The sequence below is a fragment of the Stutzerimonas stutzeri genome, from assembly GCF_000935215.1.
Taxonomy (GTDB): Bacteria; Pseudomonadota; Gammaproteobacteria; order Pseudomonadales; family Pseudomonadaceae; genus Stutzerimonas.
The window spans coordinates 58,993-78,611 of the sequence record NZ_JXXD01000315.1 but is presented as its reverse complement, the minus strand read 5'-3'; the positions used below and the strand labels follow the sequence as shown (position 1 = coordinate 78,611).

Genomic DNA, 19,619 nt, shown 5'->3' with positions numbered 1-19,619 from the left:
TTGCTGCCGCTAAACCTACTTTTTCAACAGAATCGGCCAGAAGCGGGCAGTGATCCCATTAAATAAATCTGTCCTCCTTTCTGGTGGCTGGACCTGATGATCAGCCTGCCGGTCGCCGCCGCCGCCGCCGCCGCCTTTGCCTTGGCCGATGGCGCCGTCCTGCAGCTGGTCATGCACAACCCACGGCTGCAATCGCTGATTTTCGGCCTCGGCGCCCTCAGCGCCTTGGCACTGGCGCTGATGATCGGCGCCACGCGCCTAAACCTCGCGCTGTTCGGCCTGCTCAGTTATGTCAAGCCGGTACTGCTGGTACTGGTGGCGCTGCTGCTCGGCGAAAGAATCGCGCCGGCGCGGTTGACCTATGGCGCATCTGGGCGGCGGTTCTGGTGCTTGTGATCGAGGGCATCCGCGCCCGGCGCCAGGGGAGGGGCTAGGGCGAGCCGGCGGTCGTCTCGGCGCACTGAACGTTTTATTCCGGCGCCACGACCTGTCGAAGAGGCTGTGACGCCTCGAGGCCAAGCTGGGAGGCACCGTATGGCGACCCAGGCAGCCGGCTCGATACCTGCGACCCCTAGTGCGCGTAGCCTCGTGAGCGCCCACCATGCTGGGCGCACCGGTCCGCTGGCGAGCGGAGGGGCAATCCCGCGCAACCGTTATCTGTTCACCTTGTGATGGCGTAATGATATTTTCCGTATCTTGATGCCGGCACCAAAAAACCATAGGTCGGACGCCGGTCCGTGCACCTCCGGCAATCGTGCGCTGCCGCCGGCGCTCTGCTGGAACGACCGCGTTCTTTCTTTCACCTGACCAGGCTCCGCCACCCAGGCGGCTCCATCTGGTGGAGGAGTACGAGCTGAGCAACCGGGACGTGAAGGGCCTGACCGACGAAGGCCCGACGGAGCCGATCTGGTTCGAAGGACGCATCCAGGCGCTGGATTTCCGAGTGGACGACGAGGAAGTGGTGCTGTGGGTGGCCAGCAACATCTCGGAACGGCACCAGCTGGAAGTCAGACTTCGAGAGCTCAGCGATACCGATCAGCTGACCGGGCTATTCAACCGAAGAAAGCTCGAACGCGACCTCAAGCTTCACTACGAATCCGCCATGCGCTATGCGCTGCCGACATCGATCCTGATGTTCGACTTGGACAACCTCAAGACAATCAACGACACCAGGGGGCATCACGTCGGGGACGAGATCATTCGCGCCGTGGCCGACATCTGCCGTTCCACGCTGCGAAAAACCGATTCCGCCTGCCGCCTTGGAGGCGACGAGTTCGTCGTTGCCATGCCCAAAACCGACCTCGAGCAGGCCATGCGGCTCGCCAGGCGCCTGCATGAGTGCTTCCGACAAGAGCTGGGCCAGTACTCCGCAGAAAGTGTGGTCGTCACCGCGAGCATGGGCGTGACCGCCATCGCAGCGGAAGACCGCTCCTACGAGGACACCCTCAAGCGGGCCGACCGTGCACTGTACGACGCCAAGAACCTGGGCAAGGACAGAATCGTTTCAGCCTGACGGTTTGCCGGCCGATGCCTGTCTCGGAGCGTTAAAGGCATGCCTGGCTCATTGGCAGGGGACGCGAGGCGGCTTAGGAAAGGTTGCAGCGGGTCTGCCCAAGATGAAGCTGCCATACTGTGCCTAGTGCGTGAGGGTGAATCTATGACTACTACATCTGAAAGCTGGCGAGTTGTATGCCAAGACCCAGGGGATGGCAGCGGAGACGTCATCGTTGAGCTTCCATCAGAGCTACTTAAGCAGCTCAGATGGAGTGTGGGTGATGAGCTGTCAGTTGAGGCGGGAGAGGAAAACATTTGCCTGAAACTCAAGCAACGAGCTGATGGCGCCTCGTCATAGCAATCCAAACAATGTCTGATTGTGGTTGACTGCTTTCGCTCCAAAACGGCGGCTAGCGGCCAATTACAGCCGGCTGGTAATTCCCAGCTTCTGACCGGCTCACCAATGCCGGGGTCGGCCCCTTTCTGGCCAGAAGCACTCTTTGACTATCGCCCAGTGGAACCAGCGCTTTTGGATAGAACAAAATCAAATGACTTAGAGCGCATGACTGGCTTCACTTGAGGTTCAGGTTGCGGATCTGCGATCGAACCTGCAGCCATCGTTTCAATCAGCGGAGTTAGGCGCAACCAGTTCCATCGCTTACACTTTTGGCGGGTAGTAGCATGAGCATTCATTGTAGTTGTTAAGAGCCGGCGCAAGCACGACCACATGCGGACCGCTGATACGCTGCCGCAGTTTGTAGTCGTTAAGAGCCGGGCAAACACGCTCAGACCCGGACCGTTGATATCATGCCGCTATGTGTAGTCGATGAGGCGCAGGCCAAGCTGATGGTATTGTCATATCTGGCACAGCGAACGGAGAATCAGATGAACCAGGCAAGCATGCTGATGATCGCATTAGGGGGCGTACTCGTAGCCTTGAGTGTGGCGGGCTTCGTAGGCTATGTTGTCGCAAGGCATTTGGACAAAAAGGTTGCTCAGTGCCATCAGGCGCCAGGCAAGCATTCTTACGCTGGCGATCTTTGACGGCATGCTGATCGTGTCCTTCAAGGAGCTATGAACATGAAATGTCCTGTTTGCGGCGTAGCGGAATTGATCCACGACACCCACGACCTGCCTTATACCTACAAGGGTGCAACCACCGTCATCACTGCTGTAACTGGCGAGTTCTGTCCGGCCTGTGCTGAATCTAATTTAGATGCAGTGGAGTCGGATCGGGTGATGTGCGAAATGCGCGCTTTCTCCAAGCAGGTCAATGCGGCCATTGCTGATGGGCGTCACCCAGGTGGCATCGGCCACTTTAGAACCCTCTGCTAGTTCTGCGCCCCGGAGTTGCCACCGCCTACCACCAGCGCGCGTTTACCTGCGAGCGGCTGCGCCTCGACATAGTGGGCCGAGTGCAACTGCTGGCGCCGTAGATCTCACTGCCGGGATAGTGGGGGATATGTGGATGGCTCCAGGTACCGGTGGCGCTTACCACCGCCCTGGCGCCCAATGCTCATGCTCGGCACGAACGCGCAGCGCCCCCGGGATGCGTTCACCGAGTTGACCCGCACGGGGCGCTGGACCGCAAGCTGGTAACGATCTTCATAGCGCGCGAGGTAATCGACGACGTGATCGCGCGTGGGGTAGCCATCCTCAACCGGAGGCATCATTCAGCCGGGAATTGAACTCCAGTTCGCTGGGGATAATAGTCGCAAGGAGTTCCAGCCGTGACGCTAGGCGCCGCCGGGGGCCATCATCGGCATCGAGCATCACGAATAACAAACCAGTACGACGCAGGAAAATATGCGGTGGCTAAAGCGGCTTGCCTACCACCGATAATGACGACATCTATCGGCGTTCAGCGTCGATTTTCATATGGAGGTCCCTGCGTCTCGACGGAAGGAGTCTCCATTTGCCCTTGAAAAAACGCGCGGCAACTCGAGCACCGCTCATTGAAGGACTGCTATGGGGCCGGTAGTAGCCCTGTCAATGTGTCTACGAAACCAAGGGCGACTCATAGATCTAGGACTCGCCTGCAGAGTGACTCCTAAAATTAGTCATAGAAAAAAATGATAAAAATCATTGGGTTGCCATGGTTTGTTCTGGCTTTGGACTCTAGCGAGGTAACTATTGGTTGGATGTATACCTCGCCGCAGAAGAAGTTTCGTGCTCGCGATGAGGCGGAGGTGCTCGACGAGATCCGTCGTTGCGGCGAGCAGTTGATCGTGCAACGCGTATTCCTCGCCGATGGTGACGCCTTGGTGTTGCCGACCCACCGGCTGTTGAGAATCCTTGAACAGATCCGCCAGTGCCTGCCCGAAGTTCAACGTGTCTCAAGCTATTGCCTGCCACGCAACCTGCGCAAGAAGTCGGTTGCTGAGCTGCAGGAGCTGGCGGATGCGGGGCTCGGCATGGCCTATGTCGGCGCCGAGTCCGGCGACGATGAGGTGCTGGCGCTGGTCAACAAGGGTGAGACCTACGAATCGACGCTCAGCGCGCTGGATAAGCTGGGGGCGGCGGGCATCGCACGCTCGGTGATGATTCTCAACGGGCTTGGCGGTCGCCAACTGAGTCGCCAGCACGCACGCAATTCGGCGCGGCTGATGAATGCAGCGCAGCCCGAGTTTCTGTCCACGCTGGTGGTCAGTTTTCCGCAGGGTGAAGCGCGTTTTCGGCAAACCTTCGAGGATTTCGAGCCGCTGGTGCCGGCCGATCTGTTTCGCGAACTGGAGTGGTTGCTGGAGGATCTGGAGCTGACCGATACGGTTTTTCGCAGCGATCACGCGTCCAATTATCTGGTGCTCAAGGGCATTTTGGGTGTCGATAAACCGGGCCTGCTGCGTCGGGTACGTGAGGCCATCGAAGACCCGCGTAACGCTCCGTTGCGTCAGGAGTGGCAGCGAGGGCTCTAGCCGCCTCGTTCGAGCGGGGAGTCGAGAGCATCCAGCTGAACCGGCTCGCCTCGGTGCTGGAAGTGGCGTGGATGCTGCATTGGCTGTCGAATCGTCGGTTTTTCGTCGCCGGCCCTATGAGGTGAGTTCCATGCGATTTATGTTACTGGCAGTGCCTGGCTTGCTTGCATTGCTCATGCTTTCTGGCTGCATGAAGGTCAGCGACCTGGCGGAGGGTACCCGTTATCACCTTCGCGATGCCGGAATTCTGGATCACAGCGAGACCCGACGTGCCAACTCCTGGCGCCTGCAGCCTGACTCGTTCATCTATATCGCGCAGGGACATTTCGTACCGCCCGGCGACGCATACCCGCGGCCGAACGTCGTGGCCGAAGAGGCCTTCAGTGGGTTTGTCGAGTACTTCCCCATGGTTCGTCGCGCCCGTGGCCCGCTCGGGCTGGAAGAGGCCATGATTGAGGCGTCGTCGATGGGCGCCCATTATCTGCTGTATCTGCGGTTTGCCGCAGCTGATGACCGCATCGGCAGTTTTGACGAGCTGAACGACCAGCGCGCGCTGGATCGGCTTGGTGTCGATTCCGGTGTGGTGCAGCTGATGCTGGTGGAAACCGGAACGCGCTATCTGGTCGATACGGCTCGCATTCGTAATCGTGGTGGCGTGCTCGGCATCTACGACGCCAAGCCGGAGCAACTCTTGCGTCCGCCGCTGCAGGACTATGCTCGTCGGTTGTTGGGCCTGTCACGTTGAGCGATGTGGCAGTATCGGGAGCAGGCGATTACCTCATTCAACCGAGGAGGACCGAATGACCGATACAGGCAAGGCTGGAGATCTGCTGGCGCAGCTTTCCGCTGGTGGGAAGAAGAAAGGGTTGCCGCCGGTGCATCTGTGGAACCCTCCGTTCTGTGGCGACCTGGACATGCGTATTGCGCGCGACGGGACCTGGCACTATCAGGGTTCGCCGATTGGGCGGCCGGCAATGGTGCGTTTGTTTTCCACGGTGATTCGTCGCGACGGTGAGGACTATTTCCTGGTGACGCCGGTAGAGAAGGTCGGCATCCAGGTCGAAGACGCGCCTTTCGTTGCGGTTCGGCTGGAAGTCAGTGGCGAGGGTGAAAGGCAGAGCTTGCGCTTTATCACCAATGTCGATGATGAGGTCGAGGCGGGTGAAGAGCACCCGCTGCGCGTTGTCACCGACCCGCAAACGCAGGAGCCAGCGCCATATGTGCACTTGCGTGCCAATCTCGAGGCGCTGATTCATCGCAATGTGTTTTATGAGCTCGTGGAGCTGGCGGTGCCCGGCAAGCTAGATGGCAAGGACTGGCTCGGTGTGTGGAGTGGCGGGACGTTCTTCCCGATTGGCGCCGCTGAGTAGTGCGCTGGCGATTTCGTTACCCATGATCGAAAAAGGCTCCCGAGGGAGCCTTTTTGCTGGTCTTACATGTTGGGGTAGTTCGGCCCGCCGGTACCTTCCGGCGCCACCCAGGTGATGTTCTGCGCCGGGTCCTTGATGTCGCAGGTCTTGCAGTGCACGCAGTTCTGCGCGTTGATCTGAAAGCGCTTGCTGCCATCGTCGTTGCTCACGACCTCGTAAACGCCGGCCGGGCAGTAACGCTGCGCCGGCTCGTCGTACATCGGCAGGTTCTTCTCGATCGGAATGCTCGGGTCGGCCAGCTTCAGGTGAACCGGCTGCTCTTCCTCGTGGTTGGTGTTGGAGAGGAATACCGAGGAGAGCTTGTCGAAGCTCAGTTTGCCGTCCGGCTTGGGATAGTCGATCTTCTTCGACTCGGCAGCCGTCTTGAGGCAGGCGTAGTCCGGCTTGGTGTCGTGCAGCGTGAAGGGGATCTTGCCGCCGAAGATGTTCTGATCGATGAAGTTGAACGCGCCACCCTTGATCGCGCCCCACTTGTGAATGGCCGCGCCGAAGTTGCGGCTCTTGTACAGCTCCTCGTACAGCCAGCTGGACTTGAAGCCCTCTTCGTAGGCGGTCAGTTCGTCGCCACCTTCGCGCCCGGCCAGCAGCGCGTCGGCAGCGGCTTCGGCAGCCAACATGCCGGACTTCATCGCCGTGTGGCTGCCCTTGATCTTGGCGAAGTTCAGGGTGCCGGCGTCGCAGCCGATCAGCGCACCGCCGTTGAACACCATTTTCGGTAGACAGTTGATGCCGCCCTTGGCGATGGCGCGGGCGCCATAGGAAACGCGCTTACCGCCTTCCAGGTACTGCTTGATCACCGGATGGTGCTTGTAACGCTGGAATTCATCGAACGGCGACAGGTACGGGTTGCTGTACGACAGGTCGACGATCAGGCCCACGACCACCTGGTTGTTTTCCAGGTGATAGAGGAAGGAGCCGCCAGTGTTTTCGTCGTTCAGCGGCCAGCCCGCGGTGTGTACGACCAGACCCTGCTCGTGCTTGGCGGGGTCGATGTCCCAGAGTTCCTTGATGCCGATGGCGTAGTGCTGCGGATCGACGTTGGCATTGAGCTGGAAGCGGTTGATCAGCTGCTTGCCGATGTGGCCGCGGCAACCTTCGGCGAACAGCGTGTACTTGGCGCGCAGCTCCATGCCGGGCGTATACATGCCTTCCTTTGGATTGCCTTCGCGGTCGACGCCGAGATCGCCGGTAACGATACCGCACACAATGCCGTTCTCGTCGATCAGCGCTTCCTGAGCGGCGAAGCCCGGGTAGATCTCGACACCCAGGTTCTCGGCCTGCTGGGCCAGCCAGCGGCACAGGTTGCCGAGGGAAATGATGTAGTTGCCTTCGTTGTGCATGGTCTTGGGGACCAGTGCGTTGGGCAATTTGCTGGCGGCTTCGGCGGTCTTGAGCAGGTAGATATCGTCACGCTTGACCGGTGTGTTGAGCGGGGCGCCGAGCTCTTTCCAATCGGGGAACAGCTCATTCAGTGCGCGCGGCTCGAAGACTGCGCCGGATAGAATATGGGCGCCTACTTCGGAGCCTTTCTCAACGACGCATACACTGATTTCCTGACCAGCGTCGGCGGCTTTCTGCTTCAGGCGGCAGGCTGCGGATAGGCCTGCAGGGCCGGCGCCGACGATGACAACGTCGAATTCCATGTATTCGCGTTCCATTGGGCTTTCTCCTACTCAGGGCTTGGTTGTTATATAAGTTGTGGAGGGCTGTGATCGGTCCCTGACCGAGCCGGGCCGGCGCATTATATATAGACGCTCGAATCGGTCCAATACAAACGTTTGTTTGAATTTTCTGGAAGCCTGTTAGAATCGCCTGAACCGCGCCGTTATGACGGGTCATATGCGTTGTTGACCCCATCCGCGGCCTGCGGTCAAGATACGGACGGTTTGCACTCGCCGAACAGGGCAGCGGCTAACAAAACCCAAGCCACGAGCAAGGCTCGGTTCGCCTCGGCGGAATTCTATTCACCGGAGAGTAACGAGGAATCCATGAAGGTTCTTGTAGCTGTCAAACGAGTGGTCGATTACAACGTCAAGGTTCGCGTAAAGGCGGACAATTCCGGCGTTGACCTCGCCAACGTCAAGATGTCGATGAACCCCTTCTGCGAAATTGCCGTGGAAGAAGCCGTACGCCTGAAAGAGAAGGGCGTGGCGAGCGAAATCGTTGTCGTCTCCATCGGTCCGACCGCTGCTCAGGAGCAGCTTCGCACTGCGCTGGCGCTGGGCGCCGATCGCGCCGTGCTGGTCGAGTCCAACGACGAACTGAACTCCCTGGCGGTCGCCAAGCTGCTCAAGGCCGTGGTCGACAAGGAGCAGCCGCAGCTGGTCATCCTCGGCAAGCAGGCGATCGACAGCGACAACAACCAGACCGGGCAGATGCTCGGCGCGTTGACTGGCTACGCTCAGGGCACCTTCGCCTCCAAGGTCGAAGTGGCTGGTGACAAGGTCAACGTAACCCGCGAAATCGACGGCGGCCTGCAGACCGTCGCGTTGAACCTGCCGGCGATCGTCACCACCGACCTGCGTCTGAACGAGCCGCGCTATGCGTCGCTGCCGAACATCATGAAGGCCAAGAAGAAGCCGCTGGAAACGCTGACTCCGGATGCGCTGGGCGTCACCACCACGTCGACCGTCAAGACCCTCAAAGTCGAAGCGCCGGCTGCCCGCAGCGCCGGTATCAAGGTCAAGTCCGTGGCTGAACTGGTCGAGAAACTGAAGAACGAGGCGAAGGTAATCTAAATGACTATCCTGGTTATCGCTGAACACAATAATGCCGTCCTCGCGGCCGCTACTCTGAACACCGTTGCTGCAGCAAAAGCCATCGGTGGTGACATCCATGTACTGGTAGCCGGCAGCGGCTGCGGTGCCATCGGCGAAGCAGCCGCGCAGATCGAAGGCGTGGCCAAGGTACTGGTCGCCGATGACGCGGCCTACGCCAATCAGTTGCCGGAAAACGTCGCGCCGCTGATCGCCGACCTGGCGAAGAGCTACAGCCACGTGCTGGCGGCAGCGACCACCAACGGCAAGAACTTCCTGCCGCGTGTGGCCGCTCAACTGGACGTCGATCAGATCTCCGAGATCATCGCCGTCGAGAGCGCCGATACCTTCAAGCGCCCGATCTATGCCGGTAACGCCATCGCTACCGTGCAGTCCAGCGCTGCCATCAAGGTCATCACCGTGCGTGCGACCGGCTTCGATGCCGTGAATGCCACCGGCGGTTCTGCTGCGGTCGAGCAGATCTCCGGGACTGGCGATGCCGGCAAATCCGCTTTCGTTGGTGAAGAACTGGCCAAGTCGGATCGTCCCGAGCTGACCGCTGCCAAGATCGTCGTTTCCGGCGGTCGCGGCATGCAGAACGGCGAGAACTTCAAGCACCTGTACTCGCTGGCCGACAAGCTCGGCGCGGCAGTTGGTGCCTCCCGTGCCGCGGTCGACGCCGGCTTCGTGCCGAACGACATGCAGGTCGGTCAGACCGGCAAGATCGTTGCGCCGCAGCTGTACATCGCGGTCGGTATCTCCGGTGCCATCCAGCACCTGGCAGGTATGAAGGACTCCAAGGTGATCGTCGCGATCAACAAGGACGAGGAAGCCCCGATCTTCCAGGTTGCCGACTACGGCCTGGTGGGCGATCTGTTCGAGATCGTGCCGGAGCTGGAAAAGCTCGTCTGAAGCTGATCGCTGTTGAAGAAACCCGCTCGTGTAGCGGGTTTTTTCATGGGCGATCGACGGGTTTGCCGGTGTACCATCGGCGAACTTCGCTCAGCATCGGTTCACTCGCGCAATAAGGGGATCTTCATGCGTTTCGCTTTTCCGTTGAAATTGGCCATGGTCGCGCTGGTGTTGGCAACGCCACTCACGGCAGCGGCAGCGGGGAAGTGCGACCGTCTGGTGGCGACTGGCGCAGCGGACAACCCCCCCTTTCTCTGGCGCGATCCGCAGAACCCCAAGCGTCTGATCGGGGCCAATGCGGACTTGCTCGGACAGATCGCCGATTCGCTCGATCTGAAACTGGACCTGCTTTACACCGGTGACCGAACCAAAGCGCTCGAAGAGGTGCGCAGTGGTCGGGTCGATGTACTGGCCGATGCAACACTGACGGTACAGCGGCTCGAAGAACTGGATTTCGTCCACCCGGCCATCCTGCAACTGCAGACCGTCGCCTGGGTACGCAATGAGCCCGGCTTCTTCTATGCCAGCCGTGAAGATCTGGAAGGCCACGCCGGCTTGATCGCTGGCACCAGCCGTTTCGGCAGCGAGTTCGATGCCTTCGCGAAGCGTCATCTGAAATTGCAGTCGGTCGCCGACCTCGCTCAGGGACTGAAACAGGTCGTGGCGGGCAATGGCGACTACTTGTTGCATGAGCGATACGGTGCAGTCGCCACGGCCGATGCACTGGGGCTGCTGGACAAGGTGCAGCGACTCGAGCCGCCCGTGGTAGGCCGGGATATGCACCTGGCCATTTCGCACGACTCGGCCTGCAATGATCCCTGGCTGCGCGGACAACTGGCGCGGAAGATGACAGAATTGCGCGCCGCCGGCGTGCCTGAGCAACTGGTGGCGCACAACCTGACCGTCTGGAAGAACCAGCAGTCAGAGCGGGCAAAGGCTTCGAAAAAGTAGGACTCGCCGTGTTGAAACGACTTCTCGCCAGCCCATTTCTGGTCCTGGTTTTCCTGACTGGCTGCGCCAGTGACCCCGTCCCGACGGAACAATTGCGTTTGACCGCACAGGCCGTGGCCCAGGCGCGCTCCGTAGGCGCAACCGATGCGTACGAGGAACTGGTGCTGGCCGAAAGCAAGTTGAGTAAGGCCCAGGCGGCACTCGAGGCAGGCGATAATCGTGAAGCCCGACTGTTGGCTGAGCAGGCGGAACTGGATGCGCGTCTGGCGGAGAGCAGGGTTCTGAAGGACAAGCGTGTGGCGCAGATAGACGATCTGAATCGTCGGATTCTGCGACTGCGGCAGTTGCTGGGGGAGGTCAGGTGAGAGGTGGGCTTGCAATAACCCTGGCTGGGCTGGTGCTGGTTGGTTGCTCGACCTCGCAGACCGAGCTTGAACTGTCCCGCGCATCTGCAGCGCTGCAGCGTATTCAGGCGGACCATACGGCCCAGCGCAGTGCGCCGAAGGATATTCAGCGTGCGCTCGAGACAGAGCAACGCGCCCAGCGTTTCAACGACTATTGGGGTGGCGCCGCCGATGCTCGACATTACGCCTATCTGAGTCAGCGCTACAGTGAAATTGCCGCGCAGCAGGGCGAGCTGCTGCAACATCAGGAGCAGGTCGCGCGCCTGGAGATGGAACGCGACCGGCTGCGGCGCATGCTGCAGGACGCCAGGCTGATGACCGCCGAGCAACAGGGGAACTGGCTGGAAGACCAGATGATGAGCCTGGCTGCGAGCGAAACCGATCGAGGCATGGTCATGACGCTCGGCGACGTGCTGTTTCGTGCCGGCAGTGCTGACCTTAGCCACACCGCCAATCGCACCCTGCTCAAGCTGGTGCACTTTCTCCAGCTCAATCCGCAGCGCAAGATTCGCATCGAGGGCTACAGTGACAGCCGCGGCGATGTCCAGGAGAACCTTGCACTGTCGCAGGCGCGGGCGCAAACGGTGGCGGATCTGTTGATCAATCTTGGCGTCGCTGCCGAACGGGTAGAGGTGCGCGGCTATGGCGAGCGCTTTCCGCTGGCCGAGAATGCCTCGGCCCGCGGTCGCGCGCAGAACCGTCGCGTCGAGATCCTGTTCTCCGATGCGCAAGGCAATCTCGGTCCCGACCGTTAGTCGCGCGGACGTTTGAACAGACTGTTTCGCCTAGACGTGACCTAACTGTATTGGTCCGGGTCTCCAGCAGTGCGCTACTGTTACGGTTCAGTTGGCAGGAGACCGACGAGATGACCAATCTGTTGCTCTATCAGCGCATTGCCCAGCAGCTTGCCGAAGATATTCGACGTGGCGTGTATCGTCCCGGTGAGCGCGTACCTTCGGTACGCAAGATGAGCCGACAGCTGAGTGTCAGCCACGCCACGGTGTTGCAGGCGTACGCCAATCTCGAAGATCAGGGCATGATCCGTGCGCGCCCGCAGTCCGGCTTCTATGTCCACCAGACGCCGGTACTCACTGCGCCGACGCCGGATATCGCCCAGGTCGAGCGGCCGAAACTGGTTACCCGCAGCAGCATCATCAATCAGGTGCTCAGCGAGTCGCGCCGCGAGGGGCTGATTCCGCTGGGGGCGGCCGTGCCGCACGTGGATTACCTGCCCGTGCGAGCGTTGCACCAGCAGTTGGCCAAGGTCACGCGGTTCCAGAGCCCGCGGGCATTCAGCTACATGTTCAGTCCGGGCTACGAGCCGCTGCGTCGCCAGGTGGCGATTCGCATGCGCGATGCCGGCGTGGTGGTGGATTCGAACGAGATCGTCATCACCCACGGCTGCGTTGATGCACTGCAGATGTCGCTGCGGGTCCTGACCAAACCGGGCGATCTCATCGCCGCCGAGTCGCCGACCTATTACGGCCTGCTGCAGCTGGCCGATCTGCTCGGCCTGAAGGTCATCGAGATACCCAGCGACCCGGACACCGGCATGAGCCTTGAGGCGCTGCAGCTTGCGGCCGGGCAGTGGCCGATCAAGGCGCTGGTGCTGACCGCGCGCCTGAGCAATCCGCTGGGCGTGAGCATGCCTGACCACCGTCAGAAGCAGCTGCTGAGCCTGGCGGCGCGTTTCGACATCCAGATCGTCGAGGACGATATCTATGGCGAGCTGATGTTCGACCAGGGCCAGTACAAAGCGCTCAAGTCCAATGATCGGGACGGTCGTGTCATCTACTGTTCGAGCTTTTCCAAGACGCTTTCGCCGGGGGTGCGCATCGGTTGGGTCATCGCCGGGCGTCATCAGGCCGAGATCGAGCGCCTGCAGACCTTCAGTACCCATTCGGCGTGCAGCGTCACTCAGATGGGCGTGGCGGCTTATCTGGAGAACGGGGGTTACGATCGGCACCTGCGTGCCATTCGCCAGGAGTACCGCAAGAATCTCAGCGCGTTTCAGCTGGCGGTACAGCGCTACTTTCCGGAAGGCACCCAGATGACGCGCCCCAAGGGTAACTTCATCCTCTGGGTCAGCCTGCCGGTGCGGGTCAATACCCAGGACCTGCATGTGAGGGCTCTGGAGCAGGGGATCAGCATCGCGCCGGGACTGATCTTCAGCAACACTGAACAGTTCAACCACTGCATTCGTCTCAACTGTGGGTTGCCCTGGAATAACGAGACCGAACGGGCACTGCGAACGCTCGGACAGCTGGCCTCGGAGCTGTGTCGGGATGCCCAATAGAGCCCCAAACTTGCCGCTGTGAGGAGTATTCGGATGCAAAGGCCGCTGTTGTTATTGCTGTCGTTGGCCTTGCTGAGCGGGTGCGGGGACGATGAGTCGACCTCATCGCGTGCACCCGCGCGAGTCGAGCAGCCCTCCGAGCCCAAGAGTGTCGTCGAACAGGAAGAGGTGCCGCCGGATCTCGATATTGAGTTGGCGCCGATCGAAGAAACGCCCGAAGCCGAGCCGCCGGACGTGGAGATCAGCCTGCCTGAGCCCGTTCCCGAGGTCGAGGCGCCTGACTCGAAGCCTCAGCTTTCGACGGTAAAGCGAGCCACACCGCCAGCGAAGGTCGAGTTGCCCGAGCCTGAACTCGATTTGCGCTTGCCCGAGGATCTAGTCGAGCAATTGGCGCCGAGTTCGGGTGACGAACCGATGCGGCTGTTGCCGCCGCTCTTCGAGGGCAGCGGGCCGTCGCGATCGATGCAGATCGGCGGTCGTCTGATTTCCGGAGATACGGAAGACGAGGAGCTCATCGAGGGCGCGGAGATTCGCCTCGAATTCAAGCGCTGAGGTGCATGCGTTCAACGGCGCTGCGTTTTAGCCCCTCGCTGGCAGCTGCGACAGCAGCCGCTGCAGTTCATCGGCCGGCATGGGGTGGCTCATATGGAAGCCTTGCACCTCGGTGCAGCCGTCGTCTTTCAGCAAACGCAGCTGCTCCTCGGTTTCCACGCCCTCGGCCGTCACGCGCATCTGCAGCCCGCGACCCAGTTCGATCAAGGCGCGTACGATCGAATGATCTTCCATCGACTGCTCGATACCGGCCACGAAGCTGTTGTCGATCTTTATCACATCGAAGGGGTAGTGGCGCAGGCTGGTCAGCGACGAGTAGCCCGTGCCGAAGTCATCCACGGCCAGGTGCACGCCGAGTGCCTTGATCCGCTCGAGCCGGTCCAGCGTGCCCTGCGTTTCCCGCAGCAGGGCACTCTCGGTAACCTCCAACTCCAGCCGCTCGCCTGGCAGACCGTTCTTGCCGAGGGCCTGGGCTATCTCATCGAGCAGCCGATCGTCATGCAGCTGCAATGGCGAGAGGTTGACCGAGACGACGGTATCGGCTGGCCAGTGGGTCGCCTGGTCGCAGGCCTGGTGCAGTACCCAACGCCCGAGCGGAATGATCAGCCCGGTTTCTTCGGCCAGCGGAATGAACTGTTCTGGCAATAACAGCCCGCGCTCGGGGTGATTCCAGCGTACCAGCGCCTCGGCACCGACGATGTGCATGCCTTCGCTCAGGTAACGGGGCTGGTAGTAGACCTCCAGCTGCTGCTCGGCAATCGCGACGCGCAGCTCCTGCTCGCGTTGCAGCCGCTCGTGCAGCCGTTTATCCATATCGCGGCCATAGGCGCGCCAGGTTCCCCGGCCGGCTTCCTTTGCCTGATAGAGGGCGATGTCGGCACAACGCAGCAGTTCGTTGGGCTGGTTGGCATCGTTGGGCGCCAAGGCTACGCCGATGCTGGCACCGATAGTGATCTGCTGGTCCTCGTAGACGAAGGGCGCGCTGAGTGCCTCGATGATGCGGTTGCAGAGACGATCGATATCGGTGTCTTCGCTCATCCGATGAAGCGCGACGACGAACTCGTCGCCGCCTAGCCGGGCTACAAGATCGCCGTCGCGGGTGTGTTGGCGCAGTCGGGATGCCACGCCGATCAGCACCTCGTCGCCAGCGGCGTGACCGAGCGTGTCATTTACCGGTTTGAAGCGGTCCAGATCGATGTAGAGCAGTGTCAGGGCCGAACCGCTACGAAGCGCCGCCAGATTCTGATCGAGGTAGTCGCGCAGCCGGCTGCGGTTGGGCAGGCCGGTGAGGGCATCATGCTGGGAGAGGTACTGGACGCGAGCCTGCGCCCTGGTTTCCTCGGTGATGTCGCTGGCGGTACCGCGGTAGCCGATCAGCTCGGCGTCCTGATGGATGGCGCGTGCGGCCAGCCGGCAGAAACGCTCGCAGCCATCGGCTGCGCGATAGCTGCTGCGCAGCGGTGCGTCCTGTGGTGCCTGGAGCCAGTTCTGCAGTGCGGCGCTGTCGCTGATCAGCAGCTCCAGCAACGGGCGGCCCAGCCACTGGCTGGGCTCGTGACCGGTGATCTGGCGAAAGCGATTGGAAAGGAAGGTCAGCCGAGCTTGCGCGTCGGTCTCCCAGATCCAGTCGGAGGCGGCCTCGGCGATATCGCGAAAACGTTCTTCGCTTTCTGCCAGCGCGCTGCGGCTGGCGGCCAGCCGTGCATAGCTGATGTCGAGCAACCGCAGGCTGCGCAAGGCATGGCGAATGAGCAACCAGGCGAGCAGCCCCAGCCCCAGTGCCACGGCGGCGAGGATCGGCAGGGTGACCCACAGCAGCAGGCGCCCGGGCTGGGCCGGCGTCCAGGTGAGCTGGATGGTCGAGCCATCTTCCAGCGGTCGCTCGATGCGCGGACCATCGGTTGGCACCGAATCCGAAGCCAGGCGCAGACGCTCGATCGCATACTGCTCACCGATTTCTGCCAGCCGCTCGGCATCCAGCAGGTCGACGAACAACAGAACCGATGCCGGCCCTTCGTCCTGCTCGACATCCGTACCTCCGGTGGTCAGTTCGGCCGCGACGACCAGCGCCGGCTGACCGTCAGCCCAGAGCAGGGCGGAGACGCCCGATTCTTCCTCGACAGCTTCTCGGGCTCGCGCCAGTAGTTGTGGTAAGCCGCGCTGGAGAAACTCGAAACTGTCGATTGGCTGCAGTTCGCCGCGAACCACGGAGTAGACCGTATTGCCTGCCGGAGTGATGACCAGCACCGCTTCGTAGCCGAAGTCCTTGTACAGGGACGGGCCGAGATTGGCCTGGGTAAAGGCCCAGTCGAGATCGACCCGGCTGTTTAGGTGCACGTAGGCATCGCCCCAGAACGCATAGTCGACGATGGAACGGTTCATCCAGTCGCGCTGCGTCTGCAGCGCCTTGCCTACGAGGAAGTGGCTTTGTTGCAGCGCGTCCTGATCGATTCGCCGGGCGATGTGGATCAGCGCAGCGGCGGCCACAACGAGGGCGACGACCAGCAACGCGGCCATGCCAGGAAGAATGCGGCGGGCGAAGATCGATCTGGCCTTCGGTTTGACCGGGCCATCATCGGGAGGGGGCGTTTGCATGAGGGGATTCCTGCCAGCACTGCTTTGGATCGCGGCAATGCCGGCATGGTGCCGCTACCGCTCGGCAAAATCATCGTAAGTAGCAGCGGACCGCTGGCCCGAGCTGCTGCATTGGATCGGCTTTCAGCGGTCGCGGGAGTCCTGCGCGTCCGCTTCGGCATTGCGTTGAGCGATGCGTTTCTTCTGTTCGTCGGTCAGCGGAATCTTCTTGGCCGTCGAGCGCAGCATCAGCAGGCTACCGACGATCGAGCCCAGCGCGACGAGCAGGATAAGCCAGAAATACCAAGGCATGTTTTTCCTCCAGGCGATTGATCGGCTATGGCGCGCCGCACTCTACGGGGCGGCGCCTGGGTGGTCACGATCTGCGTTGCGATAGCTATTCTGACCCCGCAGGCAGGCTTTCGTCGCGTGCGGTGTTTTCTGCGACAATGCGCGCCGACTTTTCCGAGGACGTGTCATGACCTGCCAGACTCCGATTATCGTAGCGCTCGATTTCCCATCCCGCGATGCTGCTTTGGCATTGGCGCGCCAGCTCGATCCGCGGCTTTGCCGGGTCAAGGTCGGCAAGGAGCTGTTCACGCGTTGTGGTCCTGCCGTGGTCGAGGCATTGCAGGGAATGGGCTTCGAGGTGTTTCTCGACCTCAAGTTTCACGATATTCCCAACACCACCGCGATGGCGGTGAAGGCTGCTGCCGAGCTGGGTGTGTGGATGGTCAACGTGCACTGCTCCGGCGGTCTGCGGATGATGGCGGCCTGCCGTGACACGCTTTCCGGCATGTCCGGGCCTGCGCCGTTGCTGATCGGTGTCACCGTGCTGACCAGCATGGAACAGGACGACCTCGCTGGCATCGGTCTGGATGTCGCGCCGCAGGAGCAGGTGTTGCGGCTGGCCGGGCTGGCTGCGCAGGCTGGGCTGGATGGGCTGGTCTGTTCGGCGCAGGAGGCCGTGCCGCTCAAGGCGCAGTTCCCCGCGCTACAGCTGGTCACTCCGGGCATTCGTCCGGCCGGCAGTGCGCAGGACGACCAGCGGCGCATCCTGACTCCCGCCCAGGCCATGGCTGCAGGCTCCGATTATCTGGTGATCGGCCGGCCGATCGGGCAGGCAGCCGATCCGGCACAAGCGTTGGCAGCCGTGGTGGCTGAGCTGGCATGACGAAAAAAGGCTGGGCCTCACGGCTCAGCCTTCTTGACGCAGCGGGTGGGTGATCAACTGACCTTGAGCACCAGCTTGCCGAAGTTGCCGCCGGTGAACAGCTTCATCAGCGTGTCTGGAAAGGTCTGCAGCCCTTCGATGATGTCCTCCTTGCTCTTGAGCTGGCCGCTCGCGAGCCATTCAGCCATGTCGCGCATCGCCTCGGGGTAGCGCGAGACGTAGTCGGTCACCACCATACCTTCCATGCGCGCGCGATTGACCAGCAGCGACAGGTAGTTGGATGGGCCCTTCACCGCTTCCTTGTTGTTGTACTGGCTGATGGCACCGCAGATGACCACTCGCGCGCCGACGCTGATGCGTTGCAGTACCGTATCCAGAATGTCGCCGCCGACGTTGTCGAAGAACACATCCACGCCTTTCGGGCATTCACGCTTCAAGCCCGCGGCCAAATCTTCGTTCTTGTAATCGATGGCGCCGTCGAAACCGAGTTTCTCGGTGAGGAAACGGCACTTGTCCGCGCCACCGGCGATACCCACCACGCGACATCCCTTGATCTTGGCGATCTGCCCGGCAACGCTGCCGACCGCACCGGCGGCCCCGGAGATCACCACGGTCTCGCCGGCCTTGGGCTGGCCGACCGCGAGCAGCGCGAAGTAGGCGGTCATGCCGGTCATGCCCAGCGCCGACAGGTAACGCGGCAGCGGGGCCTGCTGCGGATCGACCTTGTAGAAGCCTTTCGGCTCGCCGAGATAGTACGCCTGCACGCCCAGCGCACCGTTTACATAGTCGCCTTCCTTGTAGTCCGGATGCTGCGAGGCGATCACCTTGCCGACGCCGAGGGCGCGCATCACTTCGCCGATGCCCACCGGCGGAATGTAGGACTTGGCATCGTTCATCCAGCCGCGCATGGCTGGGTCGATGGACAGGTATTCGACCTTGACCAGAATCTGATTGGGGCCAGGCTCGCTCACCGGCTTTTCGACGTAGTCGAAGGTCTCCCGGGTCGGCGCACCGATCGGCCGCTGGGCTAGCAGGAATTGCTGGTTGAGCAGGGTCATGAAATAAACCTCGTGTTTGCGAAAGGTTTGGTTTAGCCCGGCCAGCACCGCGCTGCAAGCTACGTCAGCAGGCTGGAATGAAAGGGCATCCAGTTCGGTGATATGACCGTGACGGCAGTTAAATGCACGAGCGCATAGCGGTATAAGTTCGACCGGGAAGCCTTGTGCGGTCATTTTGCAGGCGCAAGGTGAGTCGAATTCTTCGGGAAGAACAATCATGAGCATGACATTCTCCGGGCAGGTTGCCCTGGTTACCGGCGCAGCGGCAGGAATCGGTCGCGCCACGGCGCAGGCGTTCGCCGAGCAGGGTCTCAAGGTGGTGCTGGCCGACATCGATGAGGCGGGCATTCGCGATGGCGCAGAAAGCATTCGTGCTGCTGGCGGCGAGGCGATCGCCGTGCGCTGCGACGTAACGCGCGATGCGGAGGTCAAGGCGCTCATCGAGCAGACGCTGGCGCAGTACGGGCGGCTCGATTACGCCTTCAACAACGCCGGCATCGAGATCGAGCAGGGGCGCCTGGCCGAGGGCAGCGAGGCGGAGTTCGACGCGATCATGGGCGTCAACGTCAAGGGTGTCTGGCTGTGCATGAAGCATCAGCTGCCGGTCATGCTGGCGCAGGGCGGCGGCGCGATCGTCAACACCGCGTCAGTCGCAGGTCTTGGCGCGGCGCCGAAGATGAGCATCTACGCGGCATCCAAGCATGCGGTGATCGGCCTGACCAAGTCGGCGGCGATCGAGTACGCCAAGAAGCAGATTCGTGTGAATGCGGTATGCCCGGCGGTGATCGACACCGACATGTTCCGCCGCGCCTACGAGGCGGACCCGCGCAAGGCCGAGTTCGCTGCCGCGATGCACCCGGTCGGGCGCATCGGCAAGGTTGAGGAAATTGCGGCTGCGGTGCTGTACCTGTGCAGCGACGGCGCCGCCTTCACCACCGGCCACGCGCTGGCGGTGGATGGCGGGGCGACGGCGATCTAGGTTGTCGGTGTTCGGGATGGGGGCTGCTGATACCGTACTGGCAAGATTGGATGTTGAATGAAAGTTTCGCTTTCATGATCGCTTATCGAGTTGCTTGAAAGTTTGGTTTCGCCCTGCTGGGCGA

19 protein-coding genes and 3 pseudogenes are annotated in these 19,619 nt (G+C 61.5%); 17 read left to right on the top strand and 5 right to left on the bottom strand.

Annotated elements, in window-relative coordinates:
* Window positions 1-84 precede the first annotated feature (84 nt).
* From LO50_RS22760 to LO50_RS22750, 5 genes and pseudogenes are all read left to right on the top strand, one after another.
* A pseudogene (locus LO50_RS22760) lies at window positions 85-434 on the top strand (EamA family transporter RarD); the annotation flags it as partial.
* A gap of 434 nt (window positions 435-868) precedes the next feature.
* On the top strand, window positions 869-1,513 hold the full coding sequence (locus LO50_RS22755) for a GGDEF domain-containing protein (protein ID WP_272867666.1): 645 nt from the start codon (window positions 869-871) through the stop codon (window positions 1,511-1,513).
* A 144-nt stretch (window positions 1,514-1,657) separates the two neighbouring features.
* On the top strand, window positions 1,658-1,852 hold the full coding sequence (locus LO50_RS25520; RefSeq protein ID WP_074861159.1) for an AbrB/MazE/SpoVT family DNA-binding domain-containing protein: 195 nt from the start codon (window positions 1,658-1,660) through the stop codon (window positions 1,850-1,852).
* Window positions 1,853-2,379: 527 nt separating this feature from the next.
* Window positions 2,380-2,538 (top strand): hypothetical protein, encoded by a 159-nt coding sequence (locus LO50_RS24975; protein ID WP_155268734.1) that lies wholly within the window; start codon window positions 2,380-2,382, stop codon window positions 2,536-2,538.
* Between the two features lie 30 nt (window positions 2,539-2,568).
* On the top strand, window positions 2,569-2,829 hold the full coding sequence (locus tag LO50_RS22750; protein ID WP_322726717.1) for a type II toxin-antitoxin system MqsA family antitoxin: 261 nt from the start codon (window positions 2,569-2,571) through the stop codon (window positions 2,827-2,829).
* Here the strand turns inward: LO50_RS22750 and LO50_RS25515 are convergent.
* Window positions 2,785-3,349: pseudogene (locus LO50_RS25515) on the bottom strand (NAD(P)-binding domain-containing protein); the annotation flags it as partial. The gene LO50_RS22750 and the pseudogene LO50_RS25515 overlap by 45 nt on opposite strands.
* Before the next feature lie 286 nt (window positions 3,350-3,635).
* On the opposite strand from LO50_RS25515, the pseudogene LO50_RS22745 reads away from it, so the two are divergent.
* From LO50_RS22745 to LO50_RS22735, 3 genes and pseudogenes are all read left to right on the top strand, one after another.
* A pseudogene (locus LO50_RS22745) lies at window positions 3,636-4,409 on the top strand (radical SAM protein); the annotation flags it as partial.
* Between the two features lie 130 nt (window positions 4,410-4,539).
* Window positions 4,540-5,154, top strand: coding sequence for a DUF4823 domain-containing protein (locus LO50_RS22740; RefSeq protein ID WP_044316443.1), 615 nt, complete (start codon window positions 4,540-4,542; stop codon window positions 5,152-5,154).
* A 55-nt stretch (window positions 5,155-5,209) separates the two neighbouring features.
* Window positions 5,210-5,779, top strand: a complete 570-nt coding sequence (locus tag LO50_RS22735; RefSeq protein ID WP_044316442.1) for a DUF1285 domain-containing protein — start codon at window positions 5,210-5,212, stop codon at window positions 5,777-5,779.
* 62 nt (window positions 5,780-5,841) lie between these two features.
* Here the strand turns inward: LO50_RS22735 and LO50_RS22730 are convergent, their stop codons facing one another.
* Window positions 5,842-7,497, bottom strand: coding sequence for an electron transfer flavoprotein-ubiquinone oxidoreductase (locus LO50_RS22730; RefSeq protein WP_044316441.1), 1,656 nt, complete (start codon window positions 7,495-7,497; stop codon window positions 5,842-5,844).
* 330 nt (window positions 7,498-7,827) lie between these two features.
* Here LO50_RS22730 and LO50_RS22725 point away from each other — a divergent pair, with 330 nt between their 5' ends.
* The 7 genes from LO50_RS22725 to LO50_RS22695 all read left to right on the top strand — a co-directional run bounded on the left by LO50_RS22725 (window position 7,828) and on the right by LO50_RS22695 (window position 13,710).
* Window positions 7,828-8,577, top strand: a complete 750-nt coding sequence (locus LO50_RS22725; RefSeq protein ID WP_003299612.1) for an electron transfer flavoprotein subunit beta/FixA family protein — start codon at window positions 7,828-7,830, stop codon at window positions 8,575-8,577.
* Complete coding sequence (locus tag LO50_RS22720) at window positions 8,578-9,507, top strand: electron transfer flavoprotein subunit alpha/FixB family protein (protein ID WP_044316440.1); 930 nt, start codon at window positions 8,578-8,580, stop codon at window positions 9,505-9,507.
* A 126-nt stretch (window positions 9,508-9,633) separates the two neighbouring features.
* Complete coding sequence (locus LO50_RS22715; protein ID WP_044316439.1) at window positions 9,634-10,458, top strand: substrate-binding periplasmic protein; 825 nt, start codon at window positions 9,634-9,636, stop codon at window positions 10,456-10,458.
* 11 nt (window positions 10,459-10,469) lie between these two features.
* Window positions 10,470-10,823 carry a DUF4398 domain-containing protein gene (locus LO50_RS22710; RefSeq protein WP_152419944.1) on the top strand — a complete coding sequence of 118 codons (354 nt, stop codon included), beginning with the start codon at window positions 10,470-10,472 and terminating at the stop codon, window positions 10,821-10,823.
* On the top strand, window positions 10,820-11,617 hold the full coding sequence (locus LO50_RS22705; RefSeq protein ID WP_044316438.1) for an OmpA family protein: 798 nt from the start codon (window positions 10,820-10,822) through the stop codon (window positions 11,615-11,617). Before LO50_RS22710 ends, LO50_RS22705 begins: the two co-directional genes overlap by 4 nt.
* Before the next feature lie 110 nt (window positions 11,618-11,727).
* Window positions 11,728-13,158 carry an aminotransferase-like domain-containing protein gene (locus LO50_RS22700; protein ID WP_044316437.1) on the top strand — a complete coding sequence of 477 codons (1,431 nt, stop codon included), beginning with the start codon at window positions 11,728-11,730 and terminating at the stop codon, window positions 13,156-13,158.
* A 33-nt stretch (window positions 13,159-13,191) separates the two neighbouring features.
* Window positions 13,192-13,710, top strand: a complete 519-nt coding sequence (locus LO50_RS22695; RefSeq protein ID WP_044316436.1) for a superantigen-like protein SSL4 — start codon at window positions 13,192-13,194, stop codon at window positions 13,708-13,710.
* 27 nt (window positions 13,711-13,737) lie between these two features.
* Here the strand turns inward: LO50_RS22695 and LO50_RS22690 are convergent, their stop codons facing one another.
* Both LO50_RS22690 and LO50_RS24445 read right to left on the bottom strand, forming a co-directional pair.
* Complete coding sequence (locus LO50_RS22690; protein WP_044316435.1) at window positions 13,738-16,305, bottom strand: bifunctional diguanylate cyclase/phosphodiesterase; 2,568 nt, start codon at window positions 16,303-16,305, stop codon at window positions 13,738-13,740.
* A gap of 123 nt (window positions 16,306-16,428) precedes the next feature.
* A complete protein-coding gene (locus LO50_RS24445) occupies window positions 16,429-16,596 on the bottom strand; it encodes a DUF2897 family protein (protein ID WP_003299604.1) in 168 nt (55 codons plus the stop codon).
* 166 nt (window positions 16,597-16,762) lie between these two features.
* On the opposite strand from LO50_RS24445, the gene pyrF reads away from it, so the two are divergent.
* Window positions 16,763-17,458 (top strand): orotidine-5'-phosphate decarboxylase, encoded by a 696-nt coding sequence (gene pyrF, locus LO50_RS22685; RefSeq protein ID WP_044316434.1) that lies wholly within the window; start codon window positions 16,763-16,765, stop codon window positions 17,456-17,458.
* Between the two features lie 53 nt (window positions 17,459-17,511).
* Here pyrF and LO50_RS22680 read toward each other — a convergent pair whose 3' ends face one another.
* Complete coding sequence (locus tag LO50_RS22680; protein WP_003299602.1) at window positions 17,512-18,516, bottom strand: NADP-dependent oxidoreductase; 1,005 nt, start codon at window positions 18,514-18,516, stop codon at window positions 17,512-17,514.
* A 217-nt stretch (window positions 18,517-18,733) separates the two neighbouring features.
* Between LO50_RS22680 and LO50_RS22675 the strand changes: the two genes are divergently transcribed.
* Window positions 18,734-19,495: an SDR family oxidoreductase gene (locus LO50_RS22675; RefSeq protein ID WP_044316433.1), complete on the top strand. Its 762-nt coding sequence runs from the start codon at window positions 18,734-18,736 to the stop codon at window positions 19,493-19,495.
* Window positions 19,496-19,619 lie beyond the last annotated feature (124 nt).

What these genes read in the sequence shown, in the direction of transcription:
- LO50_RS25520 (WP_074861159.1), top strand. Translation starts at nt 1,658, where the DNA reads ATGACTACTACATCTGAAAGCTGGCGAGTTGTATGCCAAGACCCAGGG.
- LO50_RS24975 (WP_155268734.1), top strand. Translation starts at nt 2,380, where the DNA reads ATGAACCAGGCAAGCATGCTGATGATCGCATTAGGGGGCGTACTCGTA.
- LO50_RS22750 (WP_322726717.1), top strand. Translation starts at nt 2,569, where the DNA reads ATGAACATGAAATGTCCTGTTTGCGGCGTAGCGGAATTGATCCACGAC.
- LO50_RS22740 (WP_044316443.1), top strand. Translation starts at nt 4,540, where the DNA reads ATGCGATTTATGTTACTGGCAGTGCCTGGCTTGCTTGCATTGCTCATG.
- LO50_RS22735 (WP_044316442.1), top strand. Translation starts at nt 5,210, where the DNA reads ATGACCGATACAGGCAAGGCTGGAGATCTGCTGGCGCAGCTTTCCGCT.
- LO50_RS22730 (WP_044316441.1), bottom strand. Translation starts at nt 7,497, where the DNA reads ATGGAACGCGAATACATGGAATTCGACGTTGTCATCGTCGGCGCCGGC.
- LO50_RS22725 (WP_003299612.1), top strand. Translation starts at nt 7,828, where the DNA reads ATGAAGGTTCTTGTAGCTGTCAAACGAGTGGTCGATTACAACGTCAAG.
- LO50_RS22720 (WP_044316440.1), top strand. Translation starts at nt 8,578, where the DNA reads ATGACTATCCTGGTTATCGCTGAACACAATAATGCCGTCCTCGCGGCC.
- LO50_RS22715 (WP_044316439.1), top strand. Translation starts at nt 9,634, where the DNA reads ATGCGTTTCGCTTTTCCGTTGAAATTGGCCATGGTCGCGCTGGTGTTG.
- LO50_RS22700 (WP_044316437.1), top strand. Translation starts at nt 11,728, where the DNA reads ATGACCAATCTGTTGCTCTATCAGCGCATTGCCCAGCAGCTTGCCGAA.
- LO50_RS22695 (WP_044316436.1), top strand. Translation starts at nt 13,192, where the DNA reads ATGCAAAGGCCGCTGTTGTTATTGCTGTCGTTGGCCTTGCTGAGCGGG.
- LO50_RS22690 (WP_044316435.1), bottom strand. Translation starts at nt 16,305, where the DNA reads ATGCAAACGCCCCCTCCCGATGATGGCCCGGTCAAACCGAAGGCCAGA.
- LO50_RS24445 (WP_003299604.1), bottom strand. Translation starts at nt 16,596, where the DNA reads ATGCCTTGGTATTTCTGGCTTATCCTGCTCGTCGCGCTGGGCTCGATC.
- pyrF (WP_044316434.1), top strand. Translation starts at nt 16,763, where the DNA reads ATGACCTGCCAGACTCCGATTATCGTAGCGCTCGATTTCCCATCCCGC.
- LO50_RS22680 (WP_003299602.1), bottom strand. Translation starts at nt 18,516, where the DNA reads ATGACCCTGCTCAACCAGCAATTCCTGCTAGCCCAGCGGCCGATCGGT.
- LO50_RS22675 (WP_044316433.1), top strand. Translation starts at nt 18,734, where the DNA reads ATGAGCATGACATTCTCCGGGCAGGTTGCCCTGGTTACCGGCGCAGCG.